The sequence below is a fragment of the Pragia fontium genome, from assembly GCF_900638655.1.
GTDB classification, from domain to species: domain Bacteria; phylum Pseudomonadota; class Gammaproteobacteria; order Enterobacterales; family Enterobacteriaceae; genus Pragia; species Pragia fontium.
Genome location: NZ_LR134531.1, coordinates 3,379,176 through 3,393,927, shown reverse-complemented (window position 1 = coordinate 3,393,927; position 14,752 = coordinate 3,379,176). Strand labels below are relative to the sequence as shown.

General features: G+C 45.2%; 15 protein-coding genes. 12 read left to right on the top strand and 3 right to left on the bottom strand.

Features of this window, described 5'->3' with window-relative positions; genetic code table 11:
* Positions 1-387: 387 nt before the first annotated feature.
* The 3 genes from zapG to dpiB form a co-directional block, all read right to left on the bottom strand.
* Positions 388-798 carry a Z-ring associated protein ZapG gene (gene zapG, locus EL341_RS14645; RefSeq protein WP_047781989.1) on the bottom strand — a complete coding sequence of 137 codons (411 nt, stop codon included), beginning with the start codon at positions 796-798 and terminating at the stop codon, positions 388-390.
* A gap of 282 nt (positions 799-1,080) precedes the next feature.
* Positions 1,081-1,770, bottom strand: coding sequence for a two-component response regulator DpiA (dpiA, locus tag EL341_RS14640; RefSeq protein ID WP_047781988.1), 690 nt, complete (start codon positions 1,768-1,770; stop codon positions 1,081-1,083).
* A 5-nt stretch (positions 1,771-1,775) separates the two neighbouring features.
* Positions 1,776-3,404: a sensor histidine kinase DpiB gene (gene dpiB / locus EL341_RS14635; RefSeq protein ID WP_282569597.1), complete on the bottom strand. Its 1,629-nt coding sequence runs from the start codon at positions 3,402-3,404 to the stop codon at positions 1,776-1,778.
* 335 nt (positions 3,405-3,739) lie between these two features.
* On the opposite strand from dpiB, the gene citC reads away from it, so the two are divergent.
* The 12 genes from citC to sspB all read left to right on the top strand — a co-directional run bounded on the left by citC (position 3,740) and on the right by sspB (position 14,684).
* Positions 3,740-4,816 carry a [citrate (pro-3S)-lyase] ligase gene (gene citC / locus EL341_RS14630; protein ID WP_074821618.1) on the top strand — a complete coding sequence of 359 codons (1,077 nt, stop codon included), beginning with the start codon at positions 3,740-3,742 and terminating at the stop codon, positions 4,814-4,816.
* Complete coding sequence (gene citD, locus EL341_RS14625; RefSeq protein WP_047781986.1) at positions 4,813-5,109, top strand: citrate lyase acyl carrier protein; 297 nt, start codon at positions 4,813-4,815, stop codon at positions 5,107-5,109. Before citC ends, citD begins: the two co-directional genes overlap by 4 nt.
* Positions 5,106-6,002: a citrate (pro-3S)-lyase subunit beta gene (gene citE, locus EL341_RS14620; RefSeq protein WP_047781985.1), complete on the top strand. Its 897-nt coding sequence runs from the start codon at positions 5,106-5,108 to the stop codon at positions 6,000-6,002. The genes citD and citE overlap by 4 nt, the downstream gene beginning before the upstream one ends.
* A 15-nt stretch (positions 6,003-6,017) precedes the next feature.
* Positions 6,018-7,574: a citrate lyase subunit alpha gene (gene citF, locus EL341_RS14615; RefSeq protein ID WP_126468118.1), complete on the top strand. Its 1,557-nt coding sequence runs from the start codon at positions 6,018-6,020 to the stop codon at positions 7,572-7,574.
* A gap of 3 nt (positions 7,575-7,577) precedes the next feature.
* The gene (gene citX, locus EL341_RS14610; RefSeq protein WP_126468117.1) at positions 7,578-8,117 is read left to right on the top strand and encodes a citrate lyase holo-[acyl-carrier protein] synthase; all 540 of its coding nucleotides are present in this window, start codon (positions 7,578-7,580) and stop codon (positions 8,115-8,117) included.
* Entirely contained in the window at positions 8,098-9,018 is a 921-nt protein-coding gene (citG, locus tag EL341_RS14605) for a triphosphoribosyl-dephospho-CoA synthase CitG (protein WP_232036569.1), read from the top strand. The genes citX and citG overlap by 20 nt, the downstream gene beginning before the upstream one ends.
* A 21-nt stretch (positions 9,019-9,039) precedes the next feature.
* Positions 9,040-10,182 carry a 2-methylaconitate cis-trans isomerase PrpF family protein gene (locus tag EL341_RS14600; protein ID WP_197723509.1) on the top strand — a complete coding sequence of 381 codons (1,143 nt, stop codon included), beginning with the start codon at positions 9,040-9,042 and terminating at the stop codon, positions 10,180-10,182.
* A 457-nt stretch (positions 10,183-10,639) separates the two neighbouring features.
* Positions 10,640-12,073, top strand: a complete 1,434-nt coding sequence (locus tag EL341_RS14595) for an anion permease (RefSeq protein WP_047781982.1) — start codon at positions 10,640-10,642, stop codon at positions 12,071-12,073.
* 310 nt (positions 12,074-12,383) lie between these two features.
* Positions 12,384-12,812, top strand: a complete 429-nt coding sequence (gene rplM / locus EL341_RS14590; protein WP_047781981.1) for a 50S ribosomal protein L13 — start codon at positions 12,384-12,386, stop codon at positions 12,810-12,812.
* A 16-nt stretch (positions 12,813-12,828) separates the two neighbouring features.
* Complete coding sequence (rpsI, locus tag EL341_RS14585; protein WP_047781980.1) at positions 12,829-13,221, top strand: 30S ribosomal protein S9; 393 nt, start codon at positions 12,829-12,831, stop codon at positions 13,219-13,221.
* Positions 13,222-13,539: 318 nt separating this feature from the next.
* On the top strand, positions 13,540-14,181 hold the full coding sequence (gene sspA, locus EL341_RS14580; RefSeq protein ID WP_047781979.1) for a stringent starvation protein SspA: 642 nt from the start codon (positions 13,540-13,542) through the stop codon (positions 14,179-14,181).
* A gap of 5 nt (positions 14,182-14,186) precedes the next feature.
* Positions 14,187-14,684, top strand: a complete 498-nt coding sequence (gene sspB, locus EL341_RS14575; protein ID WP_047781978.1) for a ClpXP protease specificity-enhancing factor — start codon at positions 14,187-14,189, stop codon at positions 14,682-14,684.
* Positions 14,685-14,752 lie beyond the last annotated feature (68 nt).

The following is a 14,752-nucleotide window of genomic DNA, read 5'->3' as shown; positions in this document are numbered from 1 at the left end:
TTAAATAAACGATGACAAATAGTCAGACTGATAATAAAAGGCGACTTACCAAACCAGGCCTGCCGCTCTCCTTAGCCAAGTACTGATAGTTTTCCGGCTACGCACAAAAGTAAAGTTTATGCATAATTTTTACAGCCGTAATATCCACAGCACCTTATTTAAAGAGGTTTATCAACAGTCTAAAATTGTGTAGCTAATCTAAGAGTATATATGAGGATAAAAAGTTCACACTTCTAGCCCTGGCAAGGAACAATATCGATTAATTTAAGAAATGTGATCGTCTTCAAATACAGTAACGACGTAGGAATGGCTGATAACGTAAAGAAAGGTAATTTATTGTAATCGTTGAAAATGACGCCACCAAAACGGTGGCGTCATGCTGAATATTTAGTCTCTACGATCGGGGCGGAATAACCCGGATGCACCTTCAGAGTAATCACGAGGCGGAATATCTGCTGACAAACGTTCCTGATCGGCTTCTGAAACGGTTGGTTTATAGTTGATATAGCTAAACGGATTATCACTACCGGCGATATCCGGTAACAGCGTGGTTGAGCTTTTAATCATATGTTTCTGGAATTGACGATAGTCCTGAGCCATTTTTTCTAATAGTTCCGCGCTATGGGAAAAGTGGCTGACTAACTCTTGCCGATAAGCTTCCAGTTCAGCTTTATTCTTATTCAGCTCTTGCTGTAATGCAGTTTGCTGGCGTAGTTTACGGTTGCCAAAACGCATAGCTAGTGCGCCAATAACCAGGCCAACGACTAAGCCAACAATAAGTGCATACTCCCAAGTCATATTGACTCCTTTTTACGGTCACTAATTACAGAGGGGGCGATCCCAAATAATGGAACGAGACCACAGAGTAAGACCATCTGTTACTGATATTCCTCTGTTCTTCTTATCGGCCTGCGCTACGCATTTCACCAGACAACTATACCTGCAAATCATGGTCCGGGGGAACCTAGTTCAACGCTGCCTTATATCCTACCATGATAAAACGCATTTTTTAACCTCAAATCTAAATTGAGATTAAATCTCAGTTTAATTAATAATTTCTTATATATTATATAGTTAATATTAATTGATTTGCGGGTTGAGTCGATAAATGCGTTGTGGGCGACCCACCTTACCATAGATAATTTCAGCCTGTAGAAAATGCTCTTTGGTACAAAATTCCAGATAGCGCCGTGCGGTGGTGCGGCTTAGCCCCAGTTTTTTCGCTATGTCCTCGGCGGTATAGCCCGCTTCTATATTGCTGAAAGCGTCTTGAACCACTTTCAGGGTAATTTCATCAATACCAATGGGCATCGTTGGTTTGGCCTGAATACGTGCAAAGGTATTAAACATTTCATCGACCTGCCATTGGCTGACGTCTTCAGTTTGTTTTTGTACTTTATGTAAATGGCTGAGTCGTTCCAACGTTTGTTCCAGACGATCGTAGGAAACCGGTTTAATCAGATAGTCAAAAACACCGCAACGGATGGCTTCCGATACCGTATCAATATCGCTGGCGGCAGTGATGAAAATCACCTCTCCATGATATTTAGTCACTGAAAGCTCCTGCAATAGCTCAATACCTTTACCATCTGGCAGATAGTTATCGAGGATAATCAGGTCGGGTTTGAAGGTATTGATCATCATTCGGCCTTGCTCAAGATTACCGGCGAGCCAAACCTGACGGCAGGCACTGTGGCGTTTAATGAATTCAGCGTGCATTTCGGCGAGCGGGGTTTCATCCTCAATTATCAAAATATTTAAATATTTCATTTTTATTAATTTCCTTTGTCTTTGGGGATAAAAATAGAGAATACGGTGCCACAGGGATCGTTATCATCGACGGTTATCGAACCATGGTATTGGTCGATGTATGTTTTTACCAGATATAAGCCAATACCGTGATCGCTACTGCTTTTAGATGTGACGCCCCGCGTAAAAATTTTCTCTCGAATTGACGGTTCGATGCCGATGCCATTATCAGAAACCTCAATAACCAGCTCTTCGCCTTCATCAGAAATATAAAATTCAATGAGCTTGTTACTGTCGGGATTTTTTAGCGTCGCTTCGAAGGCGTTATTCAGTAGATTACCCAGAATGCTGGCCAGCTCATTTTCTGTTAGTGGGGCAGGTTGGGAACTGATTGAACAGCCAGGAATAAAGACCATATCCAGCCCCAGCTCTTTGGCGCGATGATATTTGCCAAAGAGTAACCCGGCAATTAACCGGTTTTTAAACATGCCGCTGATATTATCGATAAGCGACTGTTGATTGGATGACTCAAACTTCACCATTTCCAACGCGCGATCGTACTCTTTTAATTGCAGCAGGCCACCAATCGTCGACATCCAGTTAAGGTGTTCATGGCGTAGCGTACGTAGATTCTCTACATATTGTTGAATTTGTGTGAGCTGAGCACTGAGAATATTCATTTCATCATGGCGGCGGAAACTGATGACCCAACCCTGAAACTCGCCGTCAATCCAGATGCCGACCCGGTTGGCGATAATTTTGAGTCCATTAATAATCAACAGGTCATCAATTCGGTTGGTGCCGCTGAGGTCAATAAAGTAATCTGCTGGCGTGATCAGGTCTTGAACTAAGCGACCCACCAGATGCTTTGGTGCGCCGGTTAGCTTTAACATTTTTTGCGCATTTTGGTTAATGGCGGTGATTTTTCCCTGCGTATCGACCGCTAATAAGCCTTCAAATACTGCACCGAATAAGGCATCTTGCTGGCGTTGTACTCGAGCAATTTCTAGTGGTTCCATGCCCATCATCTGCTTTTTTATATGGGTTGAAAATTGCCAAGACAGCAGAATTAACAGGAACAGAATGAGCAGCAGCGCACTGGTTAGCGGTAAGATTTGGTTAGAACGCCAGATATCTATTTTGCTATTGAGATAGCCGAGGGAAATCACGCCAATAACCTGACCGTTTTTATCCCAGATCGGTGTTTTTGCCCGTAATGCCAGCCCCATGGACCCTTCGCTACTGACGATATAACTTTCTCCTCGCTCCAGAGCGCCAGGTTTATTCCATTGCATGGTATAGCCAATTTTCTCTGGGTTAGGATGATAGAGGCGGACGGATTTCTCATCGCCAATAACCAGATAGCTAAAGTTAGACTCCATACTCAGGCGGTCAGCGATTTTTTTCAGTTTCTCGGTATTGCGCTGCTCGACACCTTCAATCACATCATCAATAGAGGCAATAATTTTTGCCTGATTCATGGCTATCTCGCTCACTTTCTCCGTTAGGTAGTTATCTAACTGATATTCCATGAATTTATTTAAAGCACCTAAGAGTAATGAAAAAACGACCAACAATAATAAGAAGACGCGCCATTGGAATGACATGTTTTTTAACATACTCTTCATATATTCTTTGGTTAATTTAATATGCATGTAACATTCGCTTTTTTATTATTTCCAGAGGCGAGAATAAATATAATTAATTTATTTATAAAATGCATTTAATTAATTAAGAAAATTAAAACCATTAAGATGTTTATGTTTATTAGGCTAACTGTGAAGCAGATCAATTAACTCTCATAGGGTAGTTACTATCATGTAAGCCGTGGTGTTACTAGTCAACTGACTTATTTCTTTAATTAATAACGAACACATTTTAAGAATGTCCTTGAAGTGACATGTTTTTAATTTTATTTGCCGTGTCACAACAATAAAGCAGATAGCATATTTTATTGTCCGGAATAAAATACTTATACAGAGAGTAAATTATGTATGACTCAACAATATTCAATCGTGTGAAGCGGTCAGAGTATAAAAAAATAGCTGATATCACCAAGTTTTTACGTCAAAACGATTTGAATATTGATACCACCGTTGAAGAATTTATTACCGTTACTCGTGATAGCCAGATTATTGCCTGTGGTGGTATTGCGGATAATATTATTAAGTGCGTGGCAATCAATGAAAGCCTCCGTGGAGAGGGTATTGCGCTCTCTTTGGCTACTGAGTTGGTTAATCTGGCTTATGAGCGTAACCACAGTCACTTATTTATTTACACCAAGACGCAAAATGAAGTGCTGTTTCGCCAGTGTGGCTTCTTTCCCATTGCTTCGGTACCGGGCATCATTGTTCTGATGGAGAACAGCTGTTGCCGATTAAGTCGTTATAGCGATCGGTTAGCCAAGAGCCGCCAGCCCGGTGAGAAGATTGGCTGCATCATCATGAATGCCAATCCATTTACCTTGGGTCATCAATATCTGGTTCAGCAGGCTGCGGCCCAGTGCGACTGGCTGCACCTATTTTTGGTCAAAGAAAATACCTCGACTTTCCCCTACGTTGATCGTTTGCGATTGGTTAGCGAAGGGACGGCGGGGATCCCCAATTTAACCGTACATCCCGGCTCGGAATATATGATTTCCCGGGCGACTTTCCCTTGCTATTTCATTAAAGAGCAAGGCGTTATTGATAACTGCTATACCGAGATAGACCTCAAAATATTCCGCCAATATTTAGCGCCAGCGTTGGGGGTCACGCACCGGTTTGTTGGCACTGAACCTTTCTGTGAAGTCACCAGTAAATATAACGCCGATATGCGTTATTGGTTGAACACGCCGGAATTAGCTTTTCCACCGATTGAATTAGTTGAAATAGAACGTTTACAGCATGAAGGAACGGCTATTTCAGCTTCATGGGTACGTCGTTTGTTGGCTAAAAAACAGTTTGATGTGATTACCGATTTGGTACCGGACTGTACATATAACTATTTGATAAACAATCCGAACATCCGCCATAAAAACGCCGGCAACCCTGCTGAAGAATCTATTATTACCGTAGGTGAACTATGAAAATTATCAAAGAAGCCGTCGCCGGCACGCTTGAGTCAAGCGATGTTATGGTGCGGATTGCCCCCATTGACGGAGCTGAAATCGATTTGCAGTTACACAGTAGTGTGGAAAAGCAGTTTGGTGATGCTATCCGGGAAACGGTGTTGGACACGCTGGCTAAGCTGGGTGTAACCGGCGTTCAACTGATCATTGATGACAAAGGTGCGTTGGACTGCATTCTGCGTGCTCGCTTACAAACGGTGTTGCTCAGAGCCAGCGACAGCAAGGAATTACCGTGGGAGGCCTTATCATGAATGTTGAGTTAAAACAGCGAGTTCGTCGTAGCATGTTGTTTGTTCCCGGCGCTAATGCGGCCATGGTGAGTAATTCTTTTATCTATTCTGCCGATGCCATTATGTTTGACCTGGAAGATTCGGTGGCGTTAAGAGAGAAAGATGCCGCACGTTTACTGGTATTTCATGCTTTACAGCATCCGATGTATCAGCAAATTGAAACGGTTGTGCGTGTTAATGCGTTGGATTCCGAGTTTGGCATTAAGGATCTGGAAGCGGTGGTGCGTGGTGGTGTCGATATTGTTCGCCTGCCTAAAACCGACAGTGCACAAGATGTGATTGATATGGAAAAAGAGATCGCACGTATTGAAGCTGAGTGCGGTCGTGAAGTCGGCAGTACCGGCATGTTAGCCGCCATTGAATCAGCGGAAGGGATCAATAATGCGGTAGAGATCGCGCTGTCTTCCCCGCGTCTGATTGGGATAGCTCTGGGGGCTGAAGACTACGTGCGCAATCTACGCACTGAACGTTCACCGGAAGGAATTGAATTGCTGTTTGCTCGCTGCTCAATTCTTCAGGCCGCTCGCGCGGCGGGTATTGCTGCGTTTGATACCGTTTATTCTGACGCTAACAATGAGCAAGGTTTCCTGAATGAAGCCGCGCATATTAAGCAGTTGGGTTTTGACGGTAAGTCGCTGATTAACCCTCGTCAAATAGAACTTCTTCATAACCTGTATGCACCAACGCTTAAAGAGCTTGAACACGCCCAGCGCGTGATTGAAGCCGCGGAAGCTGCGGCCGCTGAAGGACTGGGTGTCGTGTCTCTGAACGGCAAAATGATTGACGGCCCGATTATTGAACGTGCTCGTCTGGTTGTACAACGCGCTGCCCTTTCCGGCATCCGTGAAGAATAAGATGAGGTGAATAAAATGGCTCGTCAACAACGTGTAACGAATTTATGTAACAGTCTTCTTCAGCAAGCCGAAGCGGCGGACGGAGAAGAACTGAAAGCAGCATTAAAACTGATACCTTTTCGCGATACTTCAAAGGCTAATCTTCAGTCTAAAAAGCCGCGTGATAAAAAGCTCTGTTCTTCTCTGGAAGATGCTATTCGCCGTTCAGGGCTGCAAGATGGTATGACTATCTCTTTCCATCACGCCTTCCGCGGTGGAGATTTAACCGTCAATCTGGTGATGGCGCAAATTGCGGCAATGGGGTTTAAAAATCTGACCCTGGCTTCCAGTTCATTGGCTGAATGTCACTCGCCGTTAATCGAACATATCCGCAATGGCGTAGTGACCAAAATATATACGTCAGGGCTGCGTGGTCCGTTGGCGGAAGAGATTTCCCGTGGCTTACTGAAAGAGCCGGTACACGTCCACTCTCATGGCGGTCGGGTGAATCTGGTGGAGTCGGGTGAATTAAGCATTGATGTGGCTTTCCTCGGTGTGCCTGCCTGTGATGAGTTTGGTAATGCTAATGGCTTTACCGGTAAAGCCTGCTGTGGTTCCTTGGGCTATGCCCGGGTGGATGCCGAGTACGCCAAAACTGTGGTGCTACTGACCGAAGAGTTACGTCCTTACCCACATCATCCGTTGAGCATTTGTCAGGATCAGGTCGATCTGATTATTCAGATTGATCGCGTTGGTGATGCTGACAAAATTGGTGCTGATGCGACGCGTATGACCTCTAACCCGCGTGAACTATTGATTGCTCGCCGGGCAGCGGAAGTGATTATTAACTCTGGCTATTTCAAACAGGGCTTCTCATTGCAAACCGGAACCGGTGGCGCTTCATTGGCGGTTGTTCGTTTCCTTGAAAACAAAATGCGTAGCCAGAATATCACCGCCGGTTTTGCGCTGGGTGGTATTACTGCGGCGATGGTGGATCTGCATGAGAAAGGGCTGATTGAGAAGCTGCTGGACGTACAGAGTTTTGATAGCGGTGCCGCGGCTTCACTGGCGCGTAATCCTAACCATGTGGAAATTAGTGCTAACCAGTATGCCAACTTTACCTCTAAAGGTGCCTCAGTTGACCATCTGGATGTGGTTATCCTCAGCGCATTGGAAATTGATACCCAGTTTAATATCAACGTATTAACCGGTTCTGACGGCGTGATTCGCGGCGCTTCCGGTGGTCACTGTGATACTGCTGCGGCGTCTAAGCTGTCGATTATTGTTGCGCCATTAGTTCGCGGTCGTATTCCAACCATCGTTGAACAAGTGACTACCATGATCACGCCGGGAAGCAGTATCGATATTCTGGTTACCGATCACGGTATTGCGGTTAACCCTGCGCGTCCTGAACTGGCTGAAAAGTTACAGAAAGCGGGGATGCAAATCGTTAGCATCAACGATCTTTATCAGCGCGCACTTGTGCTGACCGGTAAACCGAAGCCTATCGAATTCACCGATCGCGTAGTTGCGGTGGTTCGTTATCGTGATGGTTCAGTGATTGATGTGGTTAATCAAATAAAAGAGTCATAACCGATGAATATTCTCCCGGAGCAGGCTACCAACCATAAGGTGTCATTGGCAGAGATTCTTCAAAGTAGGGAATCGCGCCAGAAACGCCAGCAAAATTGGCTGGCCAGTTGCCAAACCACCATTGTCTCTTTGACGATGGTGGTGCCGGGAGAAGTCAAAGACAGCACTATTGCTCGCCGAGCTTTTAATCTGGCTTGGCAGGCGTTAGAAACGCTTTGCCGCGCTCGCGGTTGGCAGGTTATTAACCGAGAAGTGTTCTGTTTGCCTACCGGACCAGAGGGATTGTTGGCCGTTAACCAACCAGCAGACGTGGTGAAACAAGCCTGCGTTGAGTGTGAGCAGCATAGCCCGATAGGGCGCTTATGGGATATTGACGTTATCAGTGAGCGGGGGATTATTTCCCGTCAGGCGATCGGTATGGCACCGCGTCAATGTTTTGTCTGCCAGCGTGATGCTCGAATTTGCGCTCGGGAGCGAGCCCATTCCATACCAGCGTTACATGACGCGATGGAGGCTTTATTTCATGATGCTGAAATCAACTGATTCCGCTACCGTCATATCCAGTCTGGAAATCAATAAGTTACCTTGGGTTATTCGTTGTGCTGAACTGGCTAACAGTGCTATGTTGAATGAAGTTAACCTGACGCCAAAACCTGGTCTGGTTGATATGCGTAATAGTGGTGCCCATAAGGATATGGATCTCACCGATTTTTATCGCAGTGCGGAAGCCATACGAGTTTGGATCCCCTACTTTATTGAATATGGCATGAGCAGCCATATGCAGGCCAGTAGTGAGATCCTTTGTGGCCTGAGACCATTGGGACTGGCTTGTGAAGCCTCAATGTTTAAAGCCACTTCTGGGGTTAATACCCATAAAGGCACCATCTTTTCGCTGGGATTACTGGCTACCGCCATGGGGCGTTTAGTGGCAAATCAGCGTGGTATTACTCAACAAAATCTGTGTCATGAAGTGGCGGCGATGAGCAGCGGCCTGGTGAAGCGTGAACTTGAACAAAATAATCAAGCGTTAACCGCCGGTCAACGGTTGTATCAGCAGTACGGATTGACCGGGGCGAGGGGAGAGGCTGAATCTGGATTCTATTTGGTACAGTCGGTTTCTTTGCCGATTTACCAACGGTTGATTGCTCAAGGCGTCGATCCTCAGCGTGCACTGTTGCAGGCATTGCTGAGCTTGATGGCCGTTAACGGTGATACTAATGTGGCCTCTCGTGGCGGTCCGGAAGGACTGGCTTGGTTACAGAAAATGTCCCGACAGTTTCTCGATTTGGGCGGGGTGATGCAGTCGGATTATATCAGCCAGCTCAAACAGTTTGATCGGCTGTGTATTGAACGGAATCTGAGTCCGGGTGGTAGCGCAGATTTGCTTATTGTCACTTGGTTTTTAGCCCAGTTTCCTGAATCCCATAGCAAAAATTCCAATTAATTATCATTGCTGGAGATATTCATGATGGAAAGTATTCCCTGTTTTTGGATGCGCGGTGGAACCAGTAAGGCTGGATGTTTTATGGAGTCCGATCTGCCTGAGTCTGTTACCGAGCAAAATGATATCTTGTGTCGTATTTATGGCAGCGACGATCCTTCCGGGCGTCAAATCAATGGAATGGGTGGTGGAACATCAACCACCAGTAAAGCCATGATTGTCGGAAAGCGGCCAGGAGAAAAAAACGCGGTTAATTACACCTTTTGTCAGGTGGAAACCTCGGCTAATGCCGTTGATCGTAAAGGTAACTGTGGAAATATCTCTTCAGCGGTGGGGCCGTTTGCGATAGAAAATGGTTTAGTGGATGAGATTACTGAACCGATGACCGAGGTTACCATTTTTAATACCAATACCCAAAAAACCATTGTGTCACACGTACCGGTGAAAAATGGCAAAGTGGTTTATGACGGTAATTTTGCTATTTCCGGCGTGCCAGGAACCGGGGCTCGCATCCAACTGGATTTCTTATCCCCTGGGGGAGCGGTGACCGGCAAGCTGCTACCGACCGGCAATACCAAAGATGTTATCGACGTTCCCGGCTATGGTGATGTTGAAATTTCAGTGGTTGATGCGGGTAATCCTCTGGTATTCGTGCGAGCTAAAGATCTTGGCTTAACCGGACAAGAATTGCCGGCACAAATCGATAGCGATCCTGAATTATTGAGAAGAATGTTGGCGATTCGCGAAGCTACCGCGGTCTTGATTGGTTTAGCAAAGGATATGGACGATGCCCGACATAACAGTCAGGCGGTACCAAAGTTCTGCTTTATCGCACCGCCAGCTGAATATACCAACCTACAGGGGCAGCAGGTTCCGGTACAGCAGATTGATATTTTGGCCAGAATGTTGTCTATGGGTAAGTTACATCCTGTGCTGGCGATTACCGGTGGTATTTGTATCGGCGTAGCGGCAAAAATCCCGGGTACGCTAGTGTATGAGATTACGGAGCGCTGTGCTGATAAGGATGAGTTAAATATTGGCCATTGCAGCGGCGTATTATCCGTGAGCGCTAATGTTGAAAATAACCACGGTGAAATTCAGGCATTGAACGGCACTGTATATCGTACGGCTCGGGTATTAATGAAAGGAAATGTTGAACTGAGTTAGTTTAAAAAACTATTTAGTTAATTAAGCCTTTTTATTAAAAATTTTATAAAGAACATATTCGATACGGACGTTTTTATAAAATATATTTTATTGGACTGTTAATGATAGCGTTTATCAACATTCGGATAAGCGCTATTTTCGTTATTTAGGCTGATTTATATGGATAATTAAGTTTATAAAATTCATTGTGCTTAATAGAATAATTAAAAACATTAAATTTATAACTTCAATTTAGGTTAGGTCACATATTTATTATTTTCTTTGACGCATTATTCTCAGCAATAGAAAAGAAAGATATTTATCTTCGGTTTTTAACTTTATTTAATAACAGTTAGGTGATGGTTTTATTAGCGTTTAGTGCTGCTTCTCGATCCTTATAAAGAATTATTAATGCTTACGTTTATCAACTTAAGCATAAGCCGGATTTTATTTTTTAATCTTAAGGAGATTGTTAGGAATGAGTAAAGAGAAAATGTGGAAGCTATTATTATTAATAGCCATTCCCATCATTATCGCGTTAATACCAACGCCGGCAGGATTACCGCCAATAGCATGGCTATTGTTTGGTCTCTACCTGGCGGCGATTGTTGGTTTGGTGCTGAAACCGTACTCAGAGCCGGTGATATTGTTGGCGACTATTGCAGCTACGGCAGTAGTGATAGGCCTGTTTGGCGGCAAAGATATAAAAATCGCCGAAGTGTTAAAGGGCTACTCCTCCGGGACGACATGGTTAGTATTTGCGGCGTTTACCCTGAGTGCCGCTTTTGTGATCACGGGTTTGGGGAAAAGAATCTCCTATATTTTGATTGGAAAACTGGGCGGAACCACGCTGGGCTTAGGTTATGTCACGGCGATTCTCGATCTGTGTATTGCACCGGCAACGCCATCCAACACCGCTCGTGCGGGTGGTATCGTATTCCCAATTATCAACAGTGTATCGGTGGCCTTAGGTTCCGATCCTAATGATAGTCCGCGTAAAGCCGGTCACTACCTGATGGTTAACGTTTACATGGTGACTAAAACCACCAGTTATATGTTCCTGACGGCTATGGCGCCTAATGCGTTGGCATTGGCCATGATGGCAGACATTCTACATATTCAGCTAAGCTGGGCGGGTTGGGCATTAGCCGCTGCGGTGCCTGGTCTGATTATGTTAGCTATCACGCCATACCTGATTTATAAAATGTATCCGCCAGAGCTGAAAAAAGTAAATAATAAAGAGATTGCAGCGGAAGGGCTGGCTCAGCTTGGTCCTATGAGCATGCGGGAAAAACTATTAGGCGTAGTGTTTATTCTGGCTTTATTAGGATGGATCTTCGCCGATATGATCGGTATTAATGCATCTACTGTTGCGCTGTGCGTAATGGCGATTACCCTGTTACTGGGCGTAGTGACCTGGGATGACGTATTAAAGAACAAAGGTGGTTGGAACACTTTGATTTGGTACGGCGGCATCATCGGTATGTCTGGTGTGTTGACCAAAGCCGGGTTTTTCAAATGGTTAGCTGATGTGATGGGTGAAGGCTTATCCTTTGGTGACCATTCGATGGTGGCATTCTTTGTGATTATGTTTATCAGTGTGGCGATTCGCTACCTGTTTGCTTCCGGCGGTGCTTACGTTGCGGCGATGGTTCCGGTATTTGCTACTGTTGGTATGGTGGCGGGAGCGCCTCCGATGCTGCTGGCGTTAGGTTTGTTATTCTCCAACGCTTACGGTGGCAGTTTAACCCATTATGGCGGTGCCGCTGCGCCGATCGTATTTGGTGCTGGTTATAACGATATTCGTTCTTGGTGGATTATCGGTGGTGTTATCGCCTTCTTAAGCTTGTTGGTGCATATGACCATCGGCTTGGGCTGGTGGGAAATGTTAATCAGCATGGGTATCATTTAAGCTTGATTAACGCTGAGTGCTAACATGACTATCTATTTCGCCCGCCGGCATAATCCGCGGGCGAAATTTTTATATTTTCCTTAAAACAACAATAAAGCAAAAACAGGTCGATTTTTACTGTCGACTTCTCTATAATCTTGCGACCCCACGTTACAACAAAGTTTTTTTCCCAGAAACTTTATAGTGCCGGCATTAACTGCTCGAAGGGGTAGGTTTGCTGGACTCGATTGGTCGTGTGAGCCTCAATATGTTTTTTTAACGTTTTGGTGTTCGCCAACGTGTGTAACTTTAGATTGGGTAAGTTATTTAAATGAAAACTTTTTCAGCTAAGCCAGAAACAGTAAAACGTGACTGGTATGTTGTAGATGCGACTGGCAAAACGCTGGGTCGCCTCGCTACTGAACTGGCTCGTCGTCTACGCGGCAAGCATAAAGCGGAATATACTCCGCACGTTGATACTGGTGATTACATCATTGTTCTGAATGCAGAAAAAGTTGCTGTAACCGGCAACAAGCGTTCTGACAAGATTTACTATCATCACACCGGTTTCGTTGGTGGTATCAAGCAAGCGACCTTTGAAGAGATGATTGCTCGCCACCCTGAGCGTGTGATTGAAATCGCGGTTAAAGGCATGCTGCCTAAGGGCCCGCTGGGCCGTGCTATGTATCGTAAACTGAAAGTTTACGCAGGTAACGAGCACAACCATGCGGCACAACAACCGCAAGTTCTTGACATTTAATCGGGATTATTAGGCAATGGCAGAGAATCAATACTACGGCACAGGTCGCCGCAAAAGCTCTTCCGCACGCGTCTTTATTAAGCCGGGTAGCGGGAACATCGTTATTAACCAGCGTAGTCTGGAACAGTATTTTGGCCGTGAAACTGCCCGCATGGTAGTTCGTCAGCCGTTAGAACTGGTCGAGATGACTGAGAAACTGGATCTGTACATCACCGTTAAAGGTGGTGGTATTTCTGGTCAAGCTGGTGCTATCCGTCACGGTATTACTCGTGCGCTGATGGAATACGACGAATCACTACGTGGCGAACTGCGTAAAGCAGGTTTTGTTACTCGTGATGCTCGTGAGGTTGAACGTAAGAAAGTCGGTCTGCGTAAAGCACGCCGTCGTCCTCAGTTCTCCAAGCGTTAATTTTTTGCCCCTTAGGTGGCAAACAGTTAATGTTAAAAACCCGGTTTTATACCGGGTTTTTTTATGTCTTAATAAAACAAGCGTGCTTATATTTAGTTGGATTATAAGCTTTCGCAAAGAATGTTGAATAAATCATCATGGTCATCTGATCAAGATGGTTAAAAATCTGCTAAACTACCCGGCGCTTCGTATGTTTTATCGATTCAGGTAATGAATACTGTAAATAGATAATCCATCACTGATAGCAAAAATTAGGGGGCGTTATTTTTAACTGCCACCCGCCATTGGTCATTATTATAGAAAAACTTGGAGGTTTTCATGGCTGTCGCTGCCAATAAACGTTCGGTCATGACGCTATTTTCCGGCCCTACAGATATCTTTAGTCATCAAGTGCGTATCGTATTGGCTGAGAAAGGTGTGAGTGTCGAGATTGAGCAGGTCGACATGGATAACCTGCCGCAGGATTTAGTCGATCTGAATCCTTATGGTTCCGTACCAACTTTAGTCGACCGTGAGTTAACGCTGTATAAATCTCACATTATTATGGAGTATTTAGATGAGCGTTTTCCTCATCCTCCATTGATGCCGGTTTATCCGGTTGCCCGTGGAACCAGCCGTTTAATGATGCACCGCATTGAGCAAGACTGGTATTCGCTGCTGAATACTATTCTGACCGGGACGACTCAGGACGCTGACGCTGCACGTAAACAACTGCGTGAAGAGTTACTGGCTATTGCGCCAGTGTTCAATGATGCACCTTATTTCATGAGCGAAGAGTTCAGTCTGGTTGATTGCTATTTGGCTCCGCTGTTATGGCGTCTGCCGCAAATGGGTATTGAGCTGACAGGTGCAGGTTCTAAAGAGATTAAGCTTTATATGAACCGAGTGTTCGAACGCGAATCATTCCTGGCCTCTCTGACTGAAGCCGAGCGTGAAATGCGTCTGCAAATGCGGGGATAAGCGTGATGGAGCCGACACAAATGACTCCACGACGCCCCTATCTGTTACGGGCTTTTTATGACTGGTTGATTGATAACCAGTTAACACCACATTTAGTGGTGGATGTCTCCATCCCTGGGATTTCTGTTCCGATGGAGTTTGCCCGTGACGGACAGATCATTTTAAACGTTGCTCCCCATGCCGTTGGCAATCTTGAACTGGGTAACGATGAAATTCGGTTTAATGCCCGCTTTGGTGGCATCCCTCGTCAGGTTCAGGTTCCTTTGGCTGCGGTACAGGCCATTTATGCCCGTGAAAATGGTGCAGGTACCATGTTTGAGCCGGAGCCAGATTATCTGGTATCGGCGCTGGAACAAGATGACGAGGTCACCAGCAGTGATAGACCTGAAACATCGATGCGTTTGGTTTCAGATGAGCAAGCGAAAGTCTCTGATGATAATTCCGGTGATGATGAACCACCTCAACCGCCACGGGGTCGCCCGGCGCTGAGGGTTGTTAAATAGGTTTATCGGCATATCGAGTTTAAAATGCAGGCTTAAAAAAGGCGGATATCATAATCCGCCTTTTTTGT